Here is a 23,260-nt window from a genome sequence, read left to right as displayed (position 1 = left end):
ATCGCCCGTTCGTTCACGCCGCGCACGCGCCTTTAGCGGGCGCGCGAAGTAGCAGGTCGGGCAGCGCCGCCAATGTCGTGGACCAGCGATAGCGTTCTTGCGTCCGCGCCCGCGCGGCGAGGCCCAGCCGCTGCGCGCGGGCCGGATCGGCCAGCAGCGCGACGATCTTCGCCGCTTCCTCGGCGGGACTGGCGGCGACCAGAAAATGGAACTCGTCGCTGGCATCGATGCCTTCGGCGGCCTGCGGCGAAGCGACGACCGGCCGCGCCATCGCCATCGCCTCCAGCACCTTGTTCTGGATGCCACGCGCGATGCGCAGCGGCGCGACCACGACATCGGCCGCCGCCAGCCAGCCACGCACATCGGGCACGCCGCCGGTCACGATCACGCCGGGGAGTTGCGCCAGCGCCTCAACCGCCTTGACGGGATTGCGGCCGACGATGGCGAAGCGCGCGCCGGGATGGACGGTGCGAATGGCGGGCAGGCTCTGGCGCGCAAAGCTCTCCACAGCCTCGACATTGGGGCGATAATCCATCTGCCCGGTGAAGACGAGCAGTGGCCCCGCCTCCCGATCGACCGCAGGAAAATCCGCCGCCGGATCGAAATAGTCGAGCGCCACGCCATTTTCGAGTCCGACTACGCGGTCGGCACCCAGGCCGCAGGCGTCGCGGAACAGAGCCGCTTCCGCCTCGCTCACGAAGCTGCTGATGTCCGCCCGCGCCGCGGTCTGCCGCTCGAAGTTCAGCAGAACGCGCCCCTCGCGCCGGTTGATCCAGCCCATCGGCCCCGATCCTTCCGCGCCATAGGTCGCATATTTAGCGGAATCGAAATCGACGAAATCCATCAGGAAACGCACGTCAGCGGGAAGGACGGGCACGAAATGCGCCATCTGCGCCGAATAGGCGACGACGGCGCGGATCGGTCGCTCCGCCAGCGTCTGCGCCACCCAGCGATGCAGGCCGGGATGGTCGAACAGCGACACCAGCAGCGACTGGCGCTTCGCCAGCCCCGTCAGCCCCGCGACCAGCTTCGACCGGTCGCGCATCAGCACGCACTGGCTGGCTGCGACCTGGCCCATCTCGCTCGCAAAGCCCATGTCGCGACCATCGTCGGCGAAGCAGCCGACATGGACGGGCGCAATCTCCGCCAACCGCTGGAGAAGGTGATAGGACCGGATCTTGTCACCCCGGTCCGGCGGAAAGGGAATGCGATGGCAGAGGAAAAGGATGTCGCCGATCATCCCAGCCCTCGCGCGATATGCGGCCCGATCAGGTTGGCGATCGATTCGGGCAACTTCTTCCACAATTCGACCTTCCGCCGATATTGCGGCGAAAGCGGATTGACGTCGCGCGTCTCCTTGCCCGGCGCGGTGCGCAGATGATAGCCGAGCGGTTCGCCCTCGAACCCCCATGTCTTCTTCCAGGCGGCAGGCCCGGTGCCGACCTTCGACCGGCCGAAATCGAAGATGGCGCAGCCCCGCTCGCGCGCCGCCCGCATCAGGCTGAAATAGAGAAATTCGTTCGATCGCATCGTCCGTGCACCTTCGCCGGCGCCATGCCAATAAGGCATGCAGGCGCCGCGATGATAGAAGCTGATGACCGCCGACAGCGGCACGCCGTCCTTCGACACCAAAGCGATGTCGGCGTCGTCGCCGAACCGGTCCATGATCTGCTCGAACAGCGCGCGCGGGAAGACCGGCGTTCCCAGATTATGGACGCTATGGGCGTAAAGCCGGTAGTGGATGTCGCGCAACCGCTTGTCGCGCCCGGTCTCGAAATGCAGGTCGTTCGCGATCCCCTTGCGGATTTCTGCCCGGTGGCGCTTGGGCACGGCCTTCAGTTCCGCCTCGTCATCGGCCGCCAGCGCCCGCGAGAAGCCCAGATAGGCGTCCGCCTTCTCCTGCCACACCGGACCGCCAGGCGCTTCCCCGCCGCGCAATTCCAGCGTATCGCAGCCCAGCCGTTCCGCCAGCGTCCAGGCGGCGTCGGCCAGCGCCGCCCCGGCCTTGCGATGACTGGTCAACAGGCCGCCATCGACGGCAAAACCGCTGCCCACCAGCGCGCGCCCAAACAGCGCCGATCGGATATAGGTCAGCGGCAACAGGCCGACGATCTCGCCGCCGATCAGGCGCGCGACCAGCATCCTGGCCTTCTGTCCGGTGCCCGCTTCCACGCCCATGATCCATCCCGGCCGGTGAAAGGGCGTGGAGTCGGGGTGCGCGCATACCCATGCGTCCAGTTCCGCGACGGTCGTGGCGTCGGACAAGCGCGCTTCATCGACGATGACGCCCAGACCGGTGATAGCATTCATGGAAGTCATTCCCTTGTCACCCCTGCCCGAACCTACCGGTCAGGGTTGAATATTTGATGTGCGATTCAACCGAGACCGCGCGAAATCAGCGGCCCCAAAATGTTGGCGACGGGCAGCGGCAATCGCTTCCAATATTCGATGCGCCGCTGATATTTGGCGCTGTTCGGATTGACGTCGCGCCTGGTCCCGTCGACGGACCAGCTATGATAGACGCGCGGCGCCGGATCGAAACCGAAGCTCTTCTTCCACGCCGCCTGGCCGCTGCCGGCCTTGGAACGGCCGAAATCGAACTGGGTCATGCCACGGTCGCGACCATGGCTCATCAGCCGATAGTACATGAGTTCGTTGGAGCGTAGTCGCCGCGCATCGGCCACGCCGCCGCCCCAATAGGGCATCACCCTCCCTTGGTGATAAAGGGTCAATACCGCCGACACCGGCCGATCGCCGTCGCGCACGACCAGCAGGTCGGCATCCTTGCCAAACTGCTGCAACACCGACTGAAACAGCTTTGCGGGGAAAACCGGCGTGCCGAGATTGCGGACGCTGGCCGCGTACACGCGATAATGGTCGCGCCGCAGTCGCTCGCTGCGCCCTGCCTCCACGCTGAGCGCAGGATTAGCGAGCGCCTTGCGCAATTCGGCGCGATGCTTGCGGGGCACGGCGAGCAGTTCCGCGTCGTCGTCTGCGGCCAAGGGGCGGACGAAACCGACATACTCGCCTTCGCACCGCTGCCACTCGTCGCCCGGCGCAACCCCGCCACGCAATTCCAGCGGCGGCCCGCCCCGCGTGCGCGCCAACCCCTGGGCTGCCGCGGCGAGCGGCGCCACCGCCCGATCATCCGTGACCAGAAGACCACCATCGACCGCAAAGGCGCAGGACACGAGCGCGTCGCCGAACAGCCGGCTCTTCACATGATGGAGCGGCAATATCCCGCGAATCTGGCCGGACGGCGCCACCGCGGCGAGCAATAACGCGCGATGCCCCGTCGCCTGCGTGATCGCGCGCAGCCAGGCGGCTCGATGAAAGGGCGTGCCGGCATCATGGGCCATGACGAAATCGTCGGCGGCCTGCGTCTGACCCGGATCATCGACGTCCAGCATCGTGACGCCGAAATCGGCGGCATTGCAGACCATCATGAGGCGCGCGCCGCTTCCGCATCCGCCAGCGCATCGACGCGAGTCCAAGCGAAATCGCGGGTCAGGCGGCGTAGCTTGGCCGCCATCACCGACAGGTTGCTGTAATGGCGCAGGCGCGACCGCAGCGGCGCATCCGCGACCCGTGGCTGGTCCGGGTCGATTTCCCACGGATGGAAATAAATGATCGCTGGACGGCCGGCCTGTTCGTTGACCTGCCGGATCGCCCAACGCGAAAAGGCGTAGGGTAGCAGGCGGAAAAAGCCGCCCCCGCCGGCCGCCAGCGTGCGCTTGCCCCATTTCGCGGTGGTGACGGGCAGTTCGACCAGATCGGATCCCGCGACCGGCTTCCAGGCGAAACGCGGCGAATCCGGCCAGCCATAATGGTCATGCCGGATCGGCGCGACGCTGGAGGAATAGCGATAGCCTTCTTCGGCCAGTATGGGGTGCGCCCAGGGCGTGCGCGGATCGATGGAGAAGCTGGGCGCACGATAGCCGGTGACCGCCTGCCCGCTCGCATCCTCCAGGATAGCGCGCGACTTGCGCAGGTCGGCGCGAAATTCTTCCGGGGTGAAGGTGAAGACGCGGGCATGGTCATAGCCATGGCTGGCGACTTCATGGCCGGCATCCGCAATCCGGCGCATCAACGCGGGATAGCGCTCGGCCACCCAGCCCAGGGTGAAGAAGGTCGCCTTGACGCCGGCCTGCGCGAACAGGTCCAGCACCGCGTCGCTATTGGTTTCGACCCGGTGGGTCAGGCTGTCCCAGTCGGCACGCCGCAGCGTGCGCTCGAACGCGCCGACCTGGAACCAGTCCTCGACATCGACAGACAGGGCGTTCTGCATGATCCTCCAACCTTGTCAGTCATATAAGGCGTCAGGCGGCGACGCCCGCCTGCATATCCGCCATCCGTTCCTCGCGCTCGACCCAGTCGACCAGCAGCGTCAGCACACGGCGCAAGGCCGTATCCTGTTCCTCGGCACGAAACTCCAGCGCCGACAGCCGTTCCTCGATCAAAGTGAAACAGCCCTTGAGCGCTTCGGGATCGATTTCCGGCTGTGCCGGCTGGCCGAAGGGCGCATGGGACTGCACCGCCCGCAGGGATGCGATCTCGGCCCGCAACGCTTCGATCTCGCCCAGCATGTCGGCGCGCAGCGCATCGACATCGACCGCATCTACCGTGGCGAACGGCGCGGCCGCCGCCTCGGCGAAAGGTTCGGCATCTCCGACCGGCTCAGCCTCGGCCACAGTCTCGATCTCATCGAAGGCCTCGTCCACGACCGACGGTTCGGCCTCCACGACGCTTTCCACCTCGATGGCTTCCGATTGCTCCGGCGCGAACGGCGCGGCGAAGGACGCCGTCTCTTCTGGCTCGACCTCTTCTTCAACCGGGTCAAGCGCCGCTTCGGGTTCGAACGCACGCTCGACCGCCGGCGGCGGCGCAAAGGCGGCGAAGGCCGGTCGCGCGAAGGGTGCCACGACGATCGGCGTCACCGGCTCGCCAGCCAAATCATCCTCTTCCGCCTCGGCAGCGGGAGCGAGCGGTTCGATCTCCGCCGTCGTCCAGTCCGGCTGCGCCCAGGCCGCATCCAGTTCGATGGTCTCGTCCTTTACCGGCTCGTCGTCGGCCAGTTGCTCTTCGGCGGGATAATGGCCGAAGGGTTGCGGGACGGCCTGCTCCTCGATCGGCTCGTCCTTGACGCTCTCGTCGGCGACTACAAGCTCGACCGGTTCCGACTCGAACGCAACCGACTCTTCAGCGGCATCCAGCACCGACGGCGCGACGGGTTCCGGCGCGATATCGGCATCCAGGCCCATGTCCGCGACGACGGCGTCCACGACTTCCTCGTCGATCACATGCAGTTGCTCGATCGCGCCCAGCAGCAGCACCCGGCTGGCCAGCGCGTTCAGGCGGCGCGGTACGCCGCCGGTTGCCGCATAGAGCGCCGAAAAGGCCCCTGGCGTAAAAGCCGGGTTGCCGCTCCAACCCGCAATGGCGAGGCGATGGAGGATATAGGGTTCGACCTCATTGGCCATCATCGGTTCCAGATGATGGGTCGCAATGACGCGCTGGCGCAACTGCTCCAGTTCGGGCGACTTGAGAAGGTCGCGAAATTCCGGCTGGCCCAGCAGGAATATCTGCAGCAGCGACTGACCACCCAACTGGAAATTGGACAGCATCCGCAATTCCTCGATCGCGGAAACAGGCAGGTTCTGCGCCTCGTCCACGATCAGCAGGCTGCGCCGCCCGGCGCGCGCCTGAGCATGAAGCATGGCTTCGACCTGTTGCAGAATCGCCGCCTTGGACAGGCCGTCGGTGGAAAGACCGAAACTCTGCGCGGCGAGGCGGAGCATGTCGTCGCCCTCTACCTGCGTCGACACGATCTTGACGGCGGTCAGCCGCGCCGGATCGATGGTCTGCATCAGGTGACCGACCAGCGTCGTCTTGCCCGCGCCGATGTCGCCGGTAATGACAATGAAGCCTTCACCCTGCGCCAGGCCGTAGCCCAGATAGGATAATGCCTTGCGATGGGTCGCGCTCTCGAAATAATAATGCGGGTCCGGCGTCAGTTGGAACGGACGGCCCTGCAATCCGTAGAATTGATCGTACATCTCTTCGTCTCCAAGGCGACCGGTTAGAAGCTGTAGCGCAGGCCGACCTGCCCCATCGCGCTGATGATGGTGTCCAGATCATCCGCCTGCACCCCATCCAGGCCAAGCGAGGCAGAGGCAGACAGACGGCGCGACAACCCCTTATAATAGCTGGCGAATGACCCATAGTTCAACACATCTGGCCGTCCACCGCTGGCATCGAAATAATTCACGTAGCCAACCAGGTCGATACTGTCGCGATCGTTGAACATATAGCTCACCGACCCGTTGCCGTACCAGTTCTCGTCCCGCGATCCGCGGATCAATATGGTCTGGCCGCTGGGGGTGATGAACTTACGCTGCGAATAGCCCGCGCCCACGCCCCAGCCCCACGGCCCGCGACGCAGCGAATATTGCGCCGACACGCCACGATAGCGGAAATTGGCGTCGGTGATGCCCGACAACGCATCATTAAAGCACTGGCCGCCACCCGTGGTGGAGAAGGCGCAGCCGGTGATGTCGCCGGTGAACGGGTTGCGCGCCACGTCGAAATTGCTGCCCGACAGGGCGGCTACGTCGGCGGTAATCATGCGGCCGAAACTGTCGATCCCGTCGAAGACGATGATGGCGACGCTGCTGTCGCGGCCCTGCCACAGGAAGCTGCCCTGATAGGTCATCCCGCCATAGCGTTCGCCGACCCGCGCCTGTAACGTCGTGCGACGGCTGGGCCGCCACAAAACACCCGCGTCCCAGATGATGTCGTCGAAATCATAGACCAGCGCGCGCGGCGAGCTTTTGTCGGTAACATAGCGGCCGTTGCGGATCAGCGGCAGGCCGTCCGCACCCAGTTCGGGCGAACGCTGGCTGATCTCGATCTTTTCATAGCCGACGCCGCCGACGGCGGCGAGCGTTGGCGTGATGGGTACGGTCGCATCGACCCGGCCCCACAGATCCTCGAACCGCTGGTCGAGCTGGCTGGCATCTTCGCGGTCATAGCCGCCGCTGGCCGTCAGGCCGATGCCCGGCAACACCGTGTCGGGCGAAAAGCCGACCGATCCGCTCAAACTGTGCGTCCAGCTATCGGCGAAGGAGCCGCCGCCCTGTCCCTGAACGCTGTTCTGGCTCACACTGTCATCGACCCGCGCATAGCCGAGGCGATAGGAGGCGTTGACGTTGAAGTCGCCAAGCTGCGTCGTATAGGATGGGCCGACATAGCCGGACCAGACCTGGCTGGTATAGGTGTCGCGCTGAGTGGACGCGCCCGACAGGCCGTCGGTACGCACCCGCGTGGCAAGGCCGCCGCTCTGGATGGATAGGCCGCGGGCGACATTGACGTTGGCATGGCCAAAGCCGCTCAGCACATCCTGATCGACCGCTTGGCTGCTCCAGCCGAAGCTGTGATTATATTGCAGGTCAACGGCCGCCTCGACCCGCTTGTTCTGCACTTCGGCGGTCAGGCCCGCGGTAACATTGGTGTAGGTCAGAACGTCGCCGCCGCCCTTGAGCGGCCCCATCACGACCTGGTCCACCCCGATATAGGGGACCACATCGACGCGCTTCTCGTCGGACGACGATTGCGCATGGACGGGCATTGCAGCGGCCAGCGCGACGCAGGATGCGCCTGCGATCCAGAGCCGAACGGTCTTCACTGGGCTTCCCCCTTGGCGTAATAGCTGCCGAAACGGCGGCCGCCGCTGTTGAAGCGGACGGCATTGAGCAAAAGCTGCACCTGCGCGCCGCCCCTCAACAGGCCCGCGGCGTCGCGCAGCGCGCTTTCGGGCGTCTTGTCGGCGCGCACGACCAGCAGCGCGATGGCGGCGTGGCTGGCCAGCACGGCGGCGGGCGATGCCGCCAGCAACGGCGGCGAATCGAAGATCACGATGCGGTCGGGCCGGCCATCGGTCAGCCGCTTGAGCAGTTGTTCGGTCCGGGCCGAGGCGAGATATTCGGTGTCGTTGTTGCTGCGCTGCCCGGCGGGCAGCACGGCGAGCGAGGGAATGTCAGTGCGGATCACGCAGTCTTCGATCGCAACCATGGGGTCAGCGAGCGCGTCCATCAGGCCGGGTCCGGCCTCCAGCCCCAGTTGCGCGGGAATGCCGGGCTTGCCGAAATCGGCGTCTACCAGCAGGATCTCGCGATCCTTCTCCGCCGCCAGGCTGAGCGCCAGGTTGATCGCACAGAAGGTCTTGCCATCGCCGCTATGGGCTGAGCAGACGAGGATCCGATTGCCCCGCGGATTATTCCGTAGCTGCGACAGCAGGTCGCGCTTGAGCAGGCGAAATTCCTCGCTCATCGTCGTAACCGCGCTGTCGGGACGCAGGAAGCCGTCCTCGACCAGCTTGATCCGGTCGATCGTCTGCACCGGCCCGGTCCAGGCCGGCGCGCGGAAGGTCGGCGCGGCAGGCGTATCGGCCACGAGGGCCGCAGGCGCCGGCGGCGCAACGGGCGCGGGCGGCAGGTCGGCGGGCACATCGACGGCAGGCGCGCCGCGGCCACGCAATGCGGCGTTGAAATCGTAGATTTCGGTCGCCCGCTCGATCAGCGATCCCCGGCCCTTGATGGAGCTGTGCTGGTTCATCTTCCCTGGCTCCTTCACGCCATACCGCGCTGGACGAATTCGACGACGATCAGCAGCAGGCAGACGGCCGCCAGCCCCCCGCTCGCTCCGGCGAACCATTTCATACGTTGCTTTTCGACCGCCACCTGCGCCGCGCTGACCGTCTGGCTGATCGATCCGGCGACCGGCAGGCCAAGCGCCTTTTCCAGCCGCGCGGCGGTCGGGAAGGTGCCCTTGAGCTGGCCGAGCGCGAAGGCGACGCCGACGCCCGCACCGATGCCCAGGATCAGCACGCCCAGCAGCAGCAGCGGCCGGTTGGGGGCCGACGGCGCCGTCGGGGTGCTGGGCGGCTGGATGACGCGAAACTGGACGGAGCCGGTCTCGGTCTTGACGTCGCCCCGCAGGCGGATTTCCTCCCGGTCGGCGGCCAGCTTGTCATATTGCGCCTTGAGCGCGGCATAGTCGCTTTCGATCTTTTCCTGTTCGGATGCGACGCCCGGTTCATTCACCTGTTTGGACATCATGGTGTTGAGGTCGCCCTGCAACTGCGCCTTGCGCGTGCTGAGCGCCTGCACCGTGGCGGCCCGTTCCGCCTGCATCGACTTGATCGACAGATAAGCGGGATTGGGCGTGCTGCCGGCGCCACCCGCGCTGCCGCCGCCACCGCTCTTGCGCAGGGCATCGACTTCGCGCTGGGCCGCAATCACGTCGGGGTGGTTGGCGGTCCACCCACGCGCGCGCATCGACGCCAGATTGGATTGCGCCTGCGCCAGCGGCGATACCCCGCCCGATGCGCCGACGCCCGGCAGAGTCGCCGGCGTGCCCGCGAGTTGGCCGTTCATCGCGCTCAGGGCACTCTGCGCCTGAACGAGTTGCGAATCGATATTGCTGATCTCCGCGCGGGCCGCATCCATACGCTGGCTGATGGAGCCGGCGCCCGGCAACAGGCCGATATAGCGCTGCGCGAATTCGACGCGGCGCTGGTCTGCTGCCTCCAACTGCTTGCCGCGCGCGGCGATCTGCTGGTCGAGGAAGGCCAGGCTCTGCTTGGTCTGGTTGCGATCGCCCGACAGATTCTCTTCCTGGAAGATATCGATCAGCTTCTGCACGACCTGTTGCGCGATGCGCGCATTGGCGCCATCCGACAGGCCCGAATCGGCAGAGATCGCACTGATGTCGATCATGCTGGGATCGGCCTGCGCCATCACCGTGATGTTCTCGCGCAACGCCGTGATCTTGGCGGCAATGTCGCGCGGGCCGGACACGGACTGGGACAGGTCGGTATCGCGTACCACCTTTTCCAGATTCTCAGCGCTCGCCAGCGTGCTGCGCACCCGGTCGAGATCCTGCTGTGACTGGACCTGGGTTATCCCCACCTTGTCCTCCAGCAACGACTGGGTGTTCACATAGACCCGCGCCTTGGACTGATAGCTGTTGGGGATGAGCGCCACGCCCAGCCAGCCCAGCATGCACAAGCCCCAGGCGACGCCGAGCGCCACCCAGCGGCGGCTCCATATGCCGTGGAGCAGGACCAACAATTCGTCGTAGAGACCGGCCATGATCAGAACATGCTTTCAGGAATGATGATGACGTCGCCGGGCGACAGCAACACATTGGCGCGCGTATCCCCCTTCTTCAAAAGGTCGCCCAGGCGGACCTGATATTCCTTCTGCGTGCCCGTATTCTTGTCGAAGCGAACAAGCCGCGCGCGGTTGCCCGCCGCATATTCGGACAGGCCGCCGACGGCGATCATCGCGTCCAGCAGGGTCATGTTCGCACGATAGGGAATCGACGCGGGCTTTTCCGTCGCGCCCACGATCCGTACCTGCTGGCTGAACGTGCCGCTGAAATTGTTGACGATCACCGACACCAGCGGATTTTCGATATATTGGGTCAACGCCAGCTTGATGTCGTCCGACAGCATCTTGGGCGTCTTGCCCACAGCGGGCATGTCCGTGATCAGCGGCGTAGTGATGCGGCCATCGGGGCGCACCTGAACCTTCGCGCCCAGTTCGGGATTGCGCCACACGAAGATGGTGAGGTCGTCGAGCGGACCGATGATATATTCCTCACCCGGCCCTTCCTGCGTCGACACGAAAGAAGCGGGCGGCAATTGCGGTCCGGACGGCGCAGAGGCGCAGCCCGACAAGGCGACGGCGGGTAGCGATACGCCGATCAAAAGCCTGGAAACCGACACAAAACGCATAATCTCACCTCTTTGTGCGGCCATGCACCGGCGGCCGCCAAAGAGGGCAAGGCAACCAGGCAGCACATGGCTTCGAACTTCTTCTTGCCGGGAAAGGGTAAAGATACCGTTAGGAGTTAAGTCCTGAGCAAATCAGCCAAGTAAAAGTTCGCGAGGACTTGGGTGACCAAGAAATGCCGCAGGACTTGCCGACGCGCCATAGGCCCCGGCCAGGAAGATGGCGATCAGGTCACCCTCCCTGACCGGCGGCAGCGCCACTTTGTCGCCCAGACGATCGATCGGCGTGCACAGGCACCCCACCACCGTCACCGGCTGGCCCGTCGAGGCCGCACCGAAGCGGTTGGCGACCGCGATCGGGTAGTTGCGCCGTACGACCGTGCCGAAATTACCGCTGGCGGCCAGTTGGTGATGCAGACCCCCATCGACCACGACGAAGGTTTCGCCTTGGCTGACCTTCACATCGATGACACGGGTCAGATAGACCCCCGCCTCCCCCACCAGCCAGCGCCCCAGTTCGATCGCGAAGGCGCTGCCCTGCAAAATGCCCGGCAAACTGTCCAATGCGCTGTCCAGCGCCACGCCGATCGGGCGGATATCCAGCCGTTCGTCGCCGGGGAAATAGGCCAGGCCAAAGCCCCCGCCCAGATTGACCAGCGGCGGCGACGCGCCGACATCGTCCGACAGCCGCGCCGCCAGCGCAATCGTCGCCGCCTGCGTCTCGATGATCGCCAATGGATCGAGATTCTGGCTGCCGGCGAAAATATGCCAGCCCCGCCAGTCCGCCCCCGCATCGATCATCGCCCGCGCCAGCGCCGCCGCGCGATCGGCATCGACGCCGAACGGCTTGGCCCCGCCGCCCATGCGCATCCCCGATCCCTTGAGGTCGAAGTCCGGGTTGACCCGCACCGCCAGGCGCGGCGTCTTGCCGAGCTTTTCGGCAACAGCCAGCGCGCGGCGCCCTTCTCCCTCCGACTCCAAATTGATGGTCACGCCCGCGAAGATCGCGGCTTCCAATTCGTCGTTGCGCTTGCCCGGTCCTGCAAAACTGATCCGATCCGGCGCCATTCCGGCTGTAAGCGCCATTTCCAGTTCGCCCCCCGAGGCAATATCGAATCCATCCACCTGGCTCCCCATCCGGGCCAGCAGCGGCGCATAGGGGTTGGCCTTGATCGCATAATGGAGATGCAACGCATCGGGCATGGCGGCGCGAAACCTTCGCACCTGCGCTTCGACGACGTTCATGTCATAGGCGAAAAGCGGCGTGTCTCCCGCCTCGTCCACCAGGCTGGCCGCGCCGCAGCCGCCGACGATCAACATGCCCTCTTCCTGCGCAAACCAGGCGGGAATCGGCCCCATCGGCTTCATGCGCCATACTCCTTGGCCAGCGCGACCCGGTCGATCTTGCCATTGGGATTGCGGGGGAAATCTGGAAGCACGACGATATCCTTGGGCTGCATGAAATTGGGCAGTTCGGTCTTGAGACGGGCGGCAACCGCCGAGGCGACGGAAAGGTCGCCGGCGCGGATCAGCAGCCGCACCGCCTGCCCCAGCCGGTCATCCCGTACCCCCAAAGCCACGGCTTCGGAGACGCCAGGCACGGCGACCGCGGCCTCCTCTATCTCGGTCGGGCTGATCCGGTTGCCCGCCGACTTGATCATCGCATCGTCGCGGCCGACGAAATAGAGCAGGCCCTGGGCATCCCGGCGCACCGTGTCGCCCGACCAGACCGCCATGCCGCCATAGGCCGAGATCGCGGGCGCGGGCTTGAACCGCTCGGCCGTCCGCGCCGGGTCGCGCCAATAGCCCTGCGCCACCAGCGGCCCGCAATGGACCAGTTCGCCCGGCTCCTCATCGTCGGTGATGCTGCCGTCCGGGCGCACTACCAGAATCTCCGCAAAGGGGATCGCCCGGCCCATCGAATCGGGATGGCTGCCCACCAGCGCCGGCGGCAGATAGGTGGAACGAAACGCCTCGGTCAGCCCGTACATGGGATAGAGGTCGGCCCGTGGGAACAGCGCGCGCAGCTTGGCGACCAGCGGCCGGGTCAGCGCCCCGCCACTGTTGGTCAGCCGCTTGAGCTTCACCGCCACCTCGTCCGGCCAGTCCAGCTCGGTCAATTGCACCCAGAGCGGCGGCACCCCGGCCAACGTCGTGATGTCCCGCCGATCCACCAGCTTCATCACATCGCGCGGCGTCAGATAATCGAGCGGATAGACGCAGCCCCCGCCATACCAGGTGGAAAGCAACTGGTTCTGCCCATAATCGAAGCTGAAGGGCAAGACGCAGGCCGTACGATCCCGCGCCGTCATCCCCAGATAATCGGCCACCGCCACCGCGCCAAGCCACAGGTTGGCGTGGCTGAGCATCACCCCCTTGGGCCGTCCGGTGGAACCGCTGGTGTAGAGGATCGCCGCCAGATCGTCGGGCGCGGCGGTAGAAGGCCCGATCGCCTGGCCGCCGCTCATCGCGCAGGCGGCGTCATCCTCGCGATGCAGTTGGCAATCGGCCGGCACGTCGCCAGGCGACAGGCTTTCGAGTCGCGCCGCCGTCCCGATCAGCAGCATCGCACCGCTGTCGGCCAGGATATGGGCGACCTGCGCATGTTTGAGCAATGGATTGACCGGCACATGGACCAAACCCGCACGCGGCGCCGCCAACGGCATCAGCGCGGCGACCGGCCCTTTGGCGATCCAGCTTGCGACTCGCGCGCCCTTCTTCAGCCCGAATCCCGCCAGCCAGCCCGCCAGCCGTCCCAGCGTCTCTTCCAGTTCGGCATAGCTGTAGCTGCCGGATCGACCATCCAGCGCCGTCCGCAAGGCGTCGCCGCGCAGCAGCAGATGGTCGATCGGCCGCAACTGCGCGCCGTCGATCATCGGGAAATCCGTGGACACAGGCGGGCTTAACTCCATTTCCAGACTTTTCCCCTATGCCGCCCTATAGTTGGGGCGGAGATAGTCGGTTGGTGGCGCCAAGGGAATATCAGATGCTCGCACAGGCGCGGCAGGCTTTGGCCGGTCGGCTCGATCGCGCGCATGGATTGGCCCTGTTCGACCGGATCGACTGGTTTGCGGCTCTGCATGATCGCTGCTTCCCTGACCAGCCCGTCTCTATCGTGCAGGCGCAGGAGGGCGATGCGCAAGCGTGGCTGTTCCTGCTCGCCCCCGCCCCCCGTCGCGCCAGCGCGCTCGCCAACTGGTACAGCTTCGCCTGGGCGCCCGTCTTCATCGGCGCGCCCGATGCCGCGACCCGGCAGCGGTTGCTGGAAAGCTTGGCCCGGCACCTGATGACGCGCTGCGCGCAGATCGATCTCTATCCGCTGGAGGATGCCGCGCCCCTGCTCGCCGCGCTGCGCCGCGCCGGCTGGTTCGCCGTCCAGCGGGCGATGGGCGGGCGCTATCTGTTGCAGGTGGAGGGCCGCAACTTCGCCGAATATTGGGCGGCGCGGCCGGGCCGGCTGCGCAATCTCGTCAAGCGCAAGGGACGTGGCGACCCGTTCGCCCTGTCGATCGCCACGCGGCTGACCGACGATCTGTGGCGGGACTATATCGATGTGCATGAGCGTAGCTGGAAGGAGGCTGAACCCGGCCTCGATTTCCTGCGCGACCTGGCCGAGCGGGAAAGCGCGGCGGGGACGTTGCGGCTGGGTTTCGCGCGGTTGGACGGGCGCGCGGTGGCGACCCAATTGTGGACCGTGGAGCGGGACGTCGCCCTGATCCACAAGCTGAGCCATGACAGCGCCTTCGACCATGCTTCCCCCGGCACATTGTTGAGCCATGCGATGTTCAAGCAGGCGATCGACGGGGATCGGGTGCGCATGATCGACTATGGCACCGGCGACAACGGCTACAAGACCGACTGGATGGACCGGCGCATCCCGCTCCACCGCATCGACGCTTTCAACCCGCGTTTCCCCTCCAGCTGGCTCCCGGCGGCGCGCACCGCCATTTCAGCGCTTGTAGGTTAAGCCGCGTCCCTCTATTTAGCGCGCATCATGCGGGCGCAAAATTCTCAGCCGGTCGACCGGACTCTCGATGTGGACAGCCTGATGCGGGCGCTGTTGCGCGACGTACTCAGCCTGCCGCAAACCCAGGTCGATAGCTTCGACGCGGACACCCCCCTGTTCGGCGCGCTGCCGGAACTGGATTCGATGGCGGTCGCGGGCCTGCTGACCGAAATCGAGGACCGCTTCGATATCCTGATCGAGGATGACGATATCGACGGCGACACGTTCGAGACATTCGGGTCGCTCGTCGCCTTCGCGCAGGCGAAGCTGGCCTGAACCCAGCCCGCCCGCGGCGGCGGCTTACGCCTCCACCAGTTCCTCGAAATCCTGTTCCGCCAGGAATTTCTCGACGTCGAGCGCGGCCATGCAGCCCATGCCCGCCGCGGTCACGGCCTGGCGATAGATTTTATCGGTGACGTCGCCCGCCGCGAACACGCCCGGAATCGCCGTGCGGGTCGTACCCTTTTCCACCAGCAGATAGCCCTCGTCGGTCGGCAGCTTGCCGGTGAACAGCTCGGTCGCGGGATGATGGCCGATCGCGACGAAGCCGCCGTCGGTCGGCTCATGCGACTTTTCGCCCGTCACCGTATCGATCAGGTCGACCCCGACCAGACCTTCGGGCGTGCCGCCGCCGACGAATTGGTCGACCGCCTTGTTCCACAGCACCTTGATGTGCGGATGGGCGTGCAGCCGCTGTTGCAGGATCTTTTCCGCGCGCAGCGAATCGCGGCGGTGGATCAGGGTGACGTCATGGCTGTGGTTGGTGAGGTAGAGCGCTTCCTCGACCGCGGTGTTGCCGCCGCCGATGACCACCACCTTCTTGCCGCGATAAAAGAAGCCGTCGCAGGTGGCGCAGGCCGATACGCCCTTGCCCTGCAGATGCTCCTCGCCCTCCACGCCCAGCCATTTGGCCTGCGCGCCGGTGCAGATGACCAGCGTGTCGGCGACATAGAGGGTGCCGCCATCGCCGCGCAGGCGGAAGGGACGTTCGGACAGATCGACGTCGACGATCTGGTCGTACATCATCTGTGCGCCGACATGCTCGGCCTGCGCCTGCATCTGCTCCATCAGCCACGGTCCCTGGATCACGTCCTTGAAACCGGGATAATTTTCGACATCGGTGGTGATGGTGAGCTGGCCGCCCGGCTGCATTCCCTGCACCACGATCGGCGCCAGACCCGCGCGGGCGCCGTAAATGGCGGCGGACAGGCCGGCCGGGCCGGAACCGAGGATGAGCATGCGGGTGGAATGGGTGGCGGTCATATCAGGCTTTCAGATGCGATTCGGGTGGGCCAGAGAGATAGGCACCCCCACGCCGCGCGCCAAGCGAAGGATTTGCATGGGGGCGGCGAAGCGGTGCTTTGGGGTTGGCGCGAGGTGGCGCGCGAAGTTCACAGTGTAACGCACGAAATGGGCCGGAAGCGCTCGCAAGGCTTCCCGAAGGCGCTCGCGACGCGTCACTTCCTATGGGGTGATGCAGGCGTGATTGGGGCGCGGGGATGCGAGGGGTGGTGCGGTGAGAGATGAAGGGAGGCTGATCCATACCGAAAGTAGATCAGACGAAATCCTATTTGGGAAGGATGTTGGAAGGGCTGGGATTGGCCGATTACGGAATGTCGGCTCTTGGTCAGTCAAATAGGCAACGCGGACATTGGGGATCGGATTGTAAGACCTATGTGTGCGAGGGCTTCCCAAATTAAGCGACTTTTACTCCAATCTCAGTCGCGTTATCTAAAGCTATGATCAGCGATGACGAATATCTTGAGCGCATTGTTGCAGGCATCCACGCCGTAACAACCGAAGACGCGGACGTGACATGGAACGAGACAATCAACGGGCGGCAGTTCGATGTGGTCGTCCGTTTTACCGTTGGGACGCTGCGTTACCTTGTCTTGGTTGAGGTGAAAAACCGCACCCGTAAGGCCTCAGTGGAAGACCTCGATGCTTTCATCAACAAGGCGCGGGACCAACTCGCAAGCAAGGCGGTCTTCGTGACTGCTGCTGGCTATCAAAGTGGCGCAATAGCTGTCGCGGAGCGACATGGGGTTGACCTATTCACCGTCGCATTCGACGAGCAAGAATTAGAGATTTCGCCGACCAACACCTACCTCGTTATGCGGAACCCGAACGCGCCAGACATACCGGAAGGCACAGTGCCAGAATTGAAGATAGGCGATTTGGAGACCATTTTGGCCGTTGAGCAAGCCACGCTAATCTACTCCAATCGTACCCGATGGGTCATGCCAAACGAGCCGTCCCAGATGCAGTACTACGTCGAAAAGACGCTATTTGAAGATGGCACCACATTGAACGAGTTCCTTCAATCGCAGCGCCTGTCCGTCCCCGCCCCCGGAAAGACCCTACTCGACAAGATCAAGATCAGGCCAGCGCGTAGAATCAGCCCGCCAGACGACTACTATTTTCCGCAGGGTAAGTTGTCTGCGATCGAGTGCATGGTCGCCAGCCGAGAGGGCCGAGGGCTGTCAGGCAACATTCGGATCGACCCGAGCGTATTCCGTCATCCAGTAATTTACACGAACGTCCAAACCGGAGAAGCAATCCACTTCTCTCTGGACCAACTTCCCTTAGGTGCGAAGCGGGTTGAGCCGGGCTCGTTTTACTTCAACCTGCACCCGCTCCGATATTTTTACTGCGACAGCGTCGAGGACGAATTGATCACATGGCACTTGGTCGAGAGCTTCCAATGTGGTCATATGAACAGGGCGACCTTCACGCAGAAAATTCGCTACTCCGCCTATTACATACCAGTGACCGATAAGATGATCATCAAGCGCTTGGAACGACGCCTATCAGATTACCTGACGCTGAGCGGGGGGACCCGTCCCGCCAACCCGTCGCCCGTGCAGCCACCTCGCTGGCGGTTACCGTGGTTGAGGAGCGGTCAGGCGGGTCGGCCTCTCTAAATCGCAACAACTATTTAATCGTCGTCACGTAAGTCTTCTGCTGCTCGATTCCCGCCGTATGCCCATAAGCGGAATGACAGCTTCCAAGCACAATAAAATCGCAGTCGAACGACCGAGATGGCGCAAATCCGCCCTTAGCCCCGCTCAATCCAAGACGTTGGGCAAATCCTCGAAGCCCTTGCGCAACGCGGCGCCCCAGCCCTGGGAGATCGTCAGGAACTCTTCATTATCCGCCTCGATCCGGGTGCGGACGCGGAAGTCGAAGGCGTCGGTCGCGATCACCGTCAGGTCGAGTGGCATGCCGACCGACAGGTTGGAGCGCAGCGTCGAATCCATCGACACCAGCACCGCCTTGGTCGCATCCTCCAGGCTGGTTTCGCGGCTGATGATGCGGTCGAGGATCGGCTTGCCATATTTATGCTCGCCGATCTGGAAGAAGGGCGTGTCCTCCGTCGCCTCGATGAAATTGCCGGCGGAATAGATGAGGTAGAGGCGCGGCTTGCCGCCCTGGCGCTGGCCCGCGATCATGATCGATGCGCCGGAACCCGATCCGCCCATCTCGATATTCTCGCGATAGCGCTGCTGCATCTTCTGCATCGCGTCGCCCACGATCTGCGCCGCGCGGTGCATGGTGTCGCAATTCAGGATGGTTTCGACATCGGGGTCGAGCGTCGATTCCTTGATCGCCTTGCTCAGCGTCGCCTTCACCCCCTGGGTGATCGACAGATTGCCCGAGCACATCAGCGTGATCGCGCGCTCGCCCGGCACATGATAGGTGAAGCTTTTCCGGAAGCGCGCGATATTGTCCATGCCCGCATTGGTGCGGGTGTCGGACAGCATGACCAGTCCCTGATCGACGCGCACGGCCACACAATAAGTCACGGCCCGCTGGCCCCCTGTGTTCTGTCTGTCGCGATTCGCCCCATCATCGGATGCACCATATGACCTGCGATCGCGAATATTAACCCGTCTGTTCGGGCGGCGGGACGCTTTGTTGTTGCTGCCGTTGCAGCTGTCGTTCCTCGACGCCTTCTTCCGCCTGCGCGATACGGACGTCCGCGTCAATCCAGATATCGCCCGCGACCGTCACCGAACCCCGGATCGGCGCGGCGTCGTCGGCGTCCAGACCGCTGGCGAGGCGGAGATAGCGTTCGGTGACGCATACCCGGTTCGACGGATCGAATCCGATCCAGCCAAGGCCCGGCACATGGGCTTCGGCCCAGCCATGGGTTTCGTGCAGCGCGCTGCCGTCGCCGGCCAGCAGATAGCCCGATACATAGCGGGCGGGTCGCCCGATCACGCGGGCGGCGGCGATGAATATCTGGGCATGGTCCTGGCAGACGCCCGCACCCAGCGCGAAGGCCTGGGCCGCGCTGGTCGCCGAGCTGGTGACGCCGGCGCGATACTGTACGGCGTCGCTGACCGCGGCCGAGAGCGCATGGAGCTGCGCCAGCGGGCCTTCGCCGGTCGGCGCCGCGCGCGCCATCTCGGCAATGCCGTCCGACGCGCGCGTCAGGGGCGTATCGCGCAGGAAATAGCGCGGGTCGACGCGACTGTCGAGATGACCGACCACGCCATGGCTTTCGCGCGTATCGACCAGCCCCTCCGCCACGATCACGGCATGATCGAGCCGGTCGTGGCGAATCCAGATCGTCTCCATCTCGCCATAGCTGTTGCGGCGAAAGCCGGTAAGCGGCTCGTCATTGACGCTGACCTGCCAGTCCAGCACGCTCTGCGCTGGCGTATCGACCGGCATCAGCTTCAGCCGCATCGCCACCCGCCCCGCGGTGGCCGCGTAGCGATAGACGGTCTGGTGGCGAACCAGCAATTTCATGACGTCCCCCTTACCCAGTATGCGCGCCGGCCGTTCCTTTCCCGATCAGCCGAAATGATAGGCCTGCGCGATTTCCGCGCCCAGCCGGTTGGTCATCGACAGGCCGTGCTGCACCGTTTCATGCAGGCCGAAGCGGAAGATTTCGCCGCTGTCCAACTTCTCCAGCGCGGCGACCATCTCCTGCACCGTATCATGGCAGGCGGCGCGCGCGTCATGCCAGCCCGCCAGCCGGTTGAGCCGATAGGCCAGTTGGTCGTAGCAATAGGCGACGCTGCGCGGGAACAGCCGGTTGAGCATCAGGAAATCGGTGATCTGCCAGGGCGTGTAGGTGCCGCCATAGACATGGTGATAGGCGCGGCTGCCCGACAGCGCGTGCAGCACGGACGTCCATTGATAATGGTCGCGATTGCCGCCGATCACTTCGGTTTCGGGCAGCAGGACATAATATTTGACGTCCAGCAGCCGCAGCGTCATCTGCGCCCGCTCCAGCGCGGAGCCGGCGCGCAAAAAGTCGTGGCCTTCGTTGCGGAGCTGGCCCGAATGGGCGGCGCCGCGAAAGGTCATGACGCGGGTCTTGACCCAGTCGATCAGCGTGGGGAGCTGCTGGCGCGCTTCGCCGACATCATAGCTGTCGAGCTTGCGCCAGCCGTCGTTCAGCGCTTCCCACATGTCCTGCGTCAACATGGTGCGGGCGGACTTGGCGTTGGCGCGCGCCTTGAGCAGGCAGGAGCGGATCGAGCTGGGATTGTCCGCGTCCAGCATCAGGAAGGACACGGCGTCGCTTTCGGTGACGATCGTGCCTTCGGGGAATTGATGCCCGGCGCCGGTGGCGCGGACGACCGACCGCCATTCGTCGCGATGATGCGCGCCGGGCAGGATCGCCATGCGCTGCCCCATGGTCAGCAGCCGCGCGGTCGCCTCCGCCCGCTCCATATAGCGCGCCATCCAGAAGAGATTTTCGGCGGTCCGGCTCAGCATGGGGTGATCTCGATGGGAAGGAAGTGAGAGGGCATCCGCATTAATCCTGCAAGACCCAGGTGTCCTTGACGCCGCCGCCCTGGCTGGAGTTCACGACAAGCGACCCTTCGGTCAGCGCGACGCGGGTCAGGCCGCCGGGGACGAGGCGGATCTGCTTGCCGACCAGGCAATAGGGGCGGAAATCGGCGTGGCGGCCCACCACCGCCGCCGGGCCGAGCGTCGGCACGGTCGACAGATCGAGCGTCGGCTGGGCGATGAACTCGCCAGGATTGGCCCTGATCCGCGCGGCATAGGCGGCGACTTCGTCCTTGGTCGATTTGGGGCCGATCAACATGCCATAGCCGCCCGATCCATGGACTTCCTTGCCCACCAGCTCGTGCAGATTGTCCAGCACATAGGCCATCTCGTCAGGCTTGCCGCACTGCCAGGTCTGGATATTGTCGAGGATCGGCTTCTCGCCCAGATAGAAGCGGATCATCTCCGGCACGTAGATATAGACCGCCTTGTCGTCCGCGATCCCCGCGCCCGGCGCCGACGCCAGCGTGACGCCGCCGTTGCGATAGACGTTGAAAATGCCCGGCACGCCCAGCAGGCTGTCGGGGCGGAACACCAGCGGATCGATATATTCGTCGTCGATGCGGCGATAGATGACGTCGACAGCCTTCGGCCCCAGCGTGGTCTTCATCCAGACGCGGTCATTGTCGACGAACAGGTCCGCCGGCTCGACCAGTTCCACGCCCATCAGGTCGGCGAGGAAGCTGTGCTCATAATAGGCGCTGTTGAGCGAACCGGGGGTCAGCACGACCACGACCGGATCGCCCTTGCACGCAGGCGGCGCGACTTCCTTCAGGCTCTTGAGCAATTCGGCGGGATAATCGTCCACCGGCGCGACGATCCCCTGCGCGAACAGTTCGGGGAACATGCGTGTCATGATCTCGCGATTTTCGAGCATGTAGGACACGCCCGAGGGGGTGCGGCAATTATCTTCCAGCACTTCGAAGCTGCCCGGCCCGGTGCGCACGATGTCGATGCCCACGATATGGCTGTAGACCTTCCCCGGCGGGGTGAAGTCGGCCATCTCCGCCAGATAGGCGCTGTTCTTGTAGATGATGTCGGCGGGCATGATGCCGGCCTTCACGATCTCGCCGCGATGATAGACGTCGTGCAGGAAGGCGTTGAGCGCGCGCGCGCGCTGGCGAATGCCCTTGTCCAGCACACGCCATTCGTTCGCGGTGAAGATGCGCGGCAGCAGGTCGAAGGGGATCAGCCGTTCCGGATCGCCGCCCTCGCCATAGACGGCGAAGGTGATGCCGATGCGGCGGAAGATCGCCTCGGCCTCGTCCATGCGGCGATTGAGTCCGGCAATGCCCGTTCGCTCCACCCATTTCTGCACTTCGTCATAACAGGGGCGTATCGAACCATCCGGCTCAAACATTTCATGGAAGGGCAATTGGACGTTCCTCCCTCGGCCGACAGGGCCGGTTGTGCATTGCAATATTAGTGCGCCGCGCTGTGGCGATTGCAAGGCAAAAATGGCGAGCGGGCAAAAGGTTGCCGTGCCGCTCAGGATATATGGTGGAAAAGCCATGGTGTTTCGTTTCTGCGCACGACCATTGACGGTTTCGCGCCGCCGTCCTCAAAAGGACCATGAAGTGGGAGAAAACCGACGATGAGCCGTTTCAACCGGCCCCTGGCCCGCTGGGCGATCGCCGCATCGCTGACCCTGACCGGCTGCGCCGGCGCAGTGCGCGAACAGATATACAAGGCGAACGGGGCGCAGATAGATATCGCGCAATGGACCCATGTCCGGCCGCAGGCACTCCCGGTACGGACGGCGGACGGGCTGGCGCTGACCGGCTATTACTGGCCCGGCGATCCGATGGACCGCGACGTCATCCTCTTCTTCCACGGCCGGGGATCGAACCAGGGTGTCGCGGCCCGCTATGCCGAACATCTGACCGGCCGGGGCGATCATGTCATTGTCGTGTCCTATCGCGGCTTCGGCGGCAATCCGGGCAGCCCGACCCAGGCCGGGCTGATGCGCGACGGTCGCGCCTATATCGACCGGGCGCGCCGGCTGGTGGGATCGAACGCGCGCATCTTCCTGGTCGGCCATTCGCTGGGCGGCGCGGTGGCGTTGCATGTCGCGGCGACGGTGCCGGTCGCGGGCGTCGTCACCCTGTCCACCTTCGACAAGCTGGCCGAATCCGCGCCGGGCGGGGTGAGCGCCCTGCTGCCCGACAAATGGAATAATCTGGACGCCGCGACCAAGATCAAGGCGCCGCTGGTGATGTTTTACGGCACCGCCGACGATCGCGTCGACATGGGCCAAGCCACGGCGCTGTTCGCCGCCGCCGGCCACCCCGCCGACTGGCTGATCGCGCCGGGCGCCGGTCATAATCCCGACATGGCGACACTTGGCCCGCTGGTCAGCGAAGCGATCGAGGCGGTGGATGACGACGCGCTGGACAGCTATCCGGCCAGCTTGCCGGCCGGCTGGGAAGTCCGCCGGAAATGATCGCACAAGATTTGCGCAAACCCCGTTGACCGACCCGTCCTCGCTGCGTATAGCGCCGCCTCACCGCAGGGCGCAGCGCCCGGCGAGGCCCTTTGGGGCGGAGTAGCTCAGCTGGTTAGAGCAGCGGAATCATAATCCGCGTGTCGGGGGTTCAAGTCCCTCCTCCGCTACCAACGATAAGATACCTAGCCAGAACTTTGCGTTT

At 64.8% G+C, this 23,260-nt stretch carries 19 protein-coding genes, 1 tRNA gene and 1 pseudogene; 5 read left to right on the top strand and 16 right to left on the bottom strand.

Translation table 11 applies throughout. From position 1 onward, the window contains the following. Positions 1-13: 13 nt before the first annotated feature. From ABT375_RS00280 to ABT375_RS00230, 11 genes and pseudogenes are all read right to left on the bottom strand, one after another. Positions 14-1,240 (bottom strand): TIGR03087 family PEP-CTERM/XrtA system glycosyltransferase, encoded by a 1,227-nt coding sequence (locus ABT375_RS00280; protein ID WP_416463649.1) that lies wholly within the window; start codon positions 1,238-1,240, stop codon positions 14-16. Then, positions 1,237-2,310: a FemAB family XrtA/PEP-CTERM system-associated protein gene (locus tag ABT375_RS00275; protein WP_224550285.1), complete on the bottom strand. Its 1,074-nt coding sequence runs from the start codon at positions 2,308-2,310 to the stop codon at positions 1,237-1,239. The genes ABT375_RS00280 and ABT375_RS00275 overlap by 4 nt, the downstream gene beginning before the upstream one ends. A 65-nt stretch (positions 2,311-2,375) precedes the next feature. Then, entirely contained in the window at positions 2,376-3,446 is a 1,071-nt protein-coding gene (locus ABT375_RS00270; RefSeq protein ID WP_261935189.1) for a FemAB family XrtA/PEP-CTERM system-associated protein, read from the bottom strand. Then, positions 3,443-4,288, bottom strand: a complete 846-nt coding sequence (locus ABT375_RS00265) for an XrtA system polysaccharide deacetylase (RefSeq protein ID WP_224550283.1) — start codon at positions 4,286-4,288, stop codon at positions 3,443-3,445. Before ABT375_RS00265 ends, ABT375_RS00270 begins: the two co-directional genes overlap by 4 nt. Positions 4,289-5,194: 906 nt before the next feature. Further along, a pseudogene (locus ABT375_RS00260) lies at positions 5,195-6,056 on the bottom strand (XrtA/PEP-CTERM system-associated ATPase); the annotation flags it as partial. A 23-nt stretch (positions 6,057-6,079) separates the two neighbouring features. Next, positions 6,080-7,627, bottom strand: a complete 1,548-nt coding sequence (locus ABT375_RS00255) for a hypothetical protein (protein WP_416464946.1) — start codon at positions 7,625-7,627, stop codon at positions 6,080-6,082. A gap of 53 nt (positions 7,628-7,680) precedes the next feature. Continuing rightward, entirely contained in the window at positions 7,681-8,613 is a 933-nt protein-coding gene (locus tag ABT375_RS00250; RefSeq protein WP_416463648.1) for an AAA family ATPase, read from the bottom strand. Positions 8,614-8,627: 14 nt separating this feature from the next. Then, entirely contained in the window at positions 8,628-10,151 is a 1,524-nt protein-coding gene (locus ABT375_RS00245) for an XrtA system polysaccharide chain length determinant (RefSeq protein ID WP_416463647.1), read from the bottom strand. Positions 10,152-10,153: 2 nt separating this feature from the next. After that, positions 10,154-10,798, bottom strand: coding sequence for an XrtA/PEP-CTERM system exopolysaccharide export protein (locus ABT375_RS00240; RefSeq protein ID WP_416463646.1), 645 nt, complete (start codon positions 10,796-10,798; stop codon positions 10,154-10,156). A gap of 132 nt (positions 10,799-10,930) precedes the next feature. Further along, the gene (locus ABT375_RS00235; protein ID WP_416463645.1) at positions 10,931-12,163 is read right to left on the bottom strand and encodes a pyridoxal-dependent decarboxylase, exosortase A system-associated; all 1,233 of its coding nucleotides are present in this window, start codon (positions 12,161-12,163) and stop codon (positions 10,931-10,933) included. Next, positions 12,160-13,671, bottom strand: a complete 1,512-nt coding sequence (locus ABT375_RS00230; protein WP_416464945.1) for an acyl-CoA ligase (AMP-forming), exosortase A system-associated — start codon at positions 13,669-13,671, stop codon at positions 12,160-12,162. The genes ABT375_RS00235 and ABT375_RS00230 overlap by 4 nt, the downstream gene beginning before the upstream one ends. Before the next feature lie 86 nt (positions 13,672-13,757). On the opposite strand from ABT375_RS00230, the gene ABT375_RS00225 reads away from it, so the two are divergent. Both ABT375_RS00225 and ABT375_RS00220 read left to right on the top strand, forming a co-directional pair. Then, on the top strand, positions 13,758-14,762 hold the full coding sequence (locus ABT375_RS00225; protein WP_416463644.1) for a GNAT family N-acetyltransferase: 1,005 nt from the start codon (positions 13,758-13,760) through the stop codon (positions 14,760-14,762). A gap of 27 nt (positions 14,763-14,789) precedes the next feature. Beyond that, on the top strand, positions 14,790-15,077 hold the full coding sequence (locus ABT375_RS00220; protein WP_224550276.1) for a phosphopantetheine-binding protein: 288 nt from the start codon (positions 14,790-14,792) through the stop codon (positions 15,075-15,077). A gap of 24 nt (positions 15,078-15,101) precedes the next feature. Here the strand turns inward: ABT375_RS00220 and trxB are convergent, their stop codons facing one another. Then, positions 15,102-16,064, bottom strand: coding sequence for a thioredoxin-disulfide reductase (gene trxB / locus ABT375_RS00215; RefSeq protein WP_416463643.1), 963 nt, complete (start codon positions 16,062-16,064; stop codon positions 15,102-15,104). A gap of 476 nt (positions 16,065-16,540) precedes the next feature. On the opposite strand from trxB, the gene ABT375_RS00210 reads away from it, so the two are divergent. Next, positions 16,541-17,725, top strand: a complete 1,185-nt coding sequence (locus ABT375_RS00210; protein ID WP_416463642.1) for a restriction endonuclease — start codon at positions 16,541-16,543, stop codon at positions 17,723-17,725. Between the two features lie 144 nt (positions 17,726-17,869). Here the strand turns inward: ABT375_RS00210 and ABT375_RS00205 are convergent, their stop codons facing one another. The 4 genes from ABT375_RS00205 to ABT375_RS00190 form a co-directional block, all read right to left on the bottom strand. Next, positions 17,870-18,607 carry a peptidase gene (locus ABT375_RS00205; protein WP_416463641.1) on the bottom strand — a complete coding sequence of 246 codons (738 nt, stop codon included), beginning with the start codon at positions 18,605-18,607 and terminating at the stop codon, positions 17,870-17,872. A gap of 79 nt (positions 18,608-18,686) precedes the next feature. After that, the gene (locus ABT375_RS00200; RefSeq protein WP_416463640.1) at positions 18,687-19,559 is read right to left on the bottom strand and encodes a transglutaminase family protein; all 873 of its coding nucleotides are present in this window, start codon (positions 19,557-19,559) and stop codon (positions 18,687-18,689) included. Positions 19,560-19,604: 45 nt separating this feature from the next. Then, on the bottom strand, positions 19,605-20,537 hold the full coding sequence (locus ABT375_RS00195; RefSeq protein WP_224550258.1) for an alpha-E domain-containing protein: 933 nt from the start codon (positions 20,535-20,537) through the stop codon (positions 19,605-19,607). A 40-nt stretch (positions 20,538-20,577) separates the two neighbouring features. Then, on the bottom strand, positions 20,578-21,987 hold the full coding sequence (locus ABT375_RS00190) for a circularly permuted type 2 ATP-grasp protein (protein ID WP_416463639.1): 1,410 nt from the start codon (positions 21,985-21,987) through the stop codon (positions 20,578-20,580). 219 nt (positions 21,988-22,206) lie between these two features. On the opposite strand from ABT375_RS00190, the gene ABT375_RS00185 reads away from it, so the two are divergent. Together ABT375_RS00185 and ABT375_RS00180 are read left to right on the top strand one after the other, a co-directional pair. Further along, a complete protein-coding gene (locus ABT375_RS00185; protein ID WP_416463638.1) occupies positions 22,207-23,055 on the top strand; it encodes an alpha/beta hydrolase in 849 nt (282 codons plus the stop codon). 96 nt (positions 23,056-23,151) lie between these two features. Further along, positions 23,152-23,228: transfer RNA gene (locus ABT375_RS00180), tRNA-Met, on the top strand. Positions 23,229-23,260 lie beyond the last annotated feature (32 nt).

It is taken from the genome of Sphingomonas sp. VDB2 (assembly GCF_047946695.1).
GTDB lineage: Bacteria > Pseudomonadota > Alphaproteobacteria > Sphingomonadales > Sphingomonadaceae > Sphingobium > Sphingobium bisphenolicum.
This window is presented reverse-complemented; position numbering and strand designations above follow the sequence as displayed.

Bases quoted from the DNA above. Each gene is read 5' to 3' on its own strand.
- ABT375_RS00280 (WP_416463649.1), bottom strand. From the start codon at position 1,240: ATGATCGGCGACATCCTTTTCCTCTGCCATCGCATTCCCTTTCCGCCG.
- ABT375_RS00275 (WP_224550285.1), bottom strand. From the start codon at position 2,310: ATGAATGCTATCACCGGTCTGGGCGTCATCGTCGATGAAGCGCGCTTG.
- ABT375_RS00270 (WP_261935189.1), bottom strand. From the start codon at position 3,446: ATGATGGTCTGCAATGCCGCCGATTTCGGCGTCACGATGCTGGACGTC.
- ABT375_RS00265 (WP_224550283.1), bottom strand. From the start codon at position 4,288: ATGCAGAACGCCCTGTCTGTCGATGTCGAGGACTGGTTCCAGGTCGGC.
- ABT375_RS00255 (WP_416464946.1), bottom strand. From the start codon at position 7,627: ATGCCCGTCCATGCGCAATCGTCGTCCGACGAGAAGCGCGTCGATGTG.
- ABT375_RS00250 (WP_416463648.1), bottom strand. From the start codon at position 8,613: ATGAACCAGCACAGCTCCATCAAGGGCCGGGGATCGCTGATCGAGCGG.
- ABT375_RS00245 (WP_416463647.1), bottom strand. From the start codon at position 10,151: ATGGCCGGTCTCTACGACGAATTGTTGGTCCTGCTCCACGGCATATGG.
- ABT375_RS00240 (WP_416463646.1), bottom strand. From the start codon at position 10,798: ATGCGTTTTGTGTCGGTTTCCAGGCTTTTGATCGGCGTATCGCTACCC.
- ABT375_RS00235 (WP_416463645.1), bottom strand. From the start codon at position 12,163: ATGAAGCCGATGGGGCCGATTCCCGCCTGGTTTGCGCAGGAAGAGGGC.
- ABT375_RS00230 (WP_416464945.1), bottom strand. From the start codon at position 13,671: ATGATCGACGGCGCGCAGTTGCGGCCGATCGACCATCTGCTGCTGCGC.
- ABT375_RS00220 (WP_224550276.1), top strand. From the start codon at position 14,790: ATGCGGGCGCAAAATTCTCAGCCGGTCGACCGGACTCTCGATGTGGAC.
- trxB (WP_416463643.1), bottom strand. From the start codon at position 16,064: ATGACCGCCACCCATTCCACCCGCATGCTCATCCTCGGTTCCGGCCCG.
- ABT375_RS00210 (WP_416463642.1), top strand. From the start codon at position 16,541: ATGATCAGCGATGACGAATATCTTGAGCGCATTGTTGCAGGCATCCAC.
- ABT375_RS00200 (WP_416463640.1), bottom strand. From the start codon at position 19,559: ATGAAATTGCTGGTTCGCCACCAGACCGTCTATCGCTACGCGGCCACC.
- ABT375_RS00195 (WP_224550258.1), bottom strand. From the start codon at position 20,537: ATGCTGAGCCGGACCGCCGAAAATCTCTTCTGGATGGCGCGCTATATG.
- ABT375_RS00185 (WP_416463638.1), top strand. From the start codon at position 22,207: ATGAGCCGTTTCAACCGGCCCCTGGCCCGCTGGGCGATCGCCGCATCG.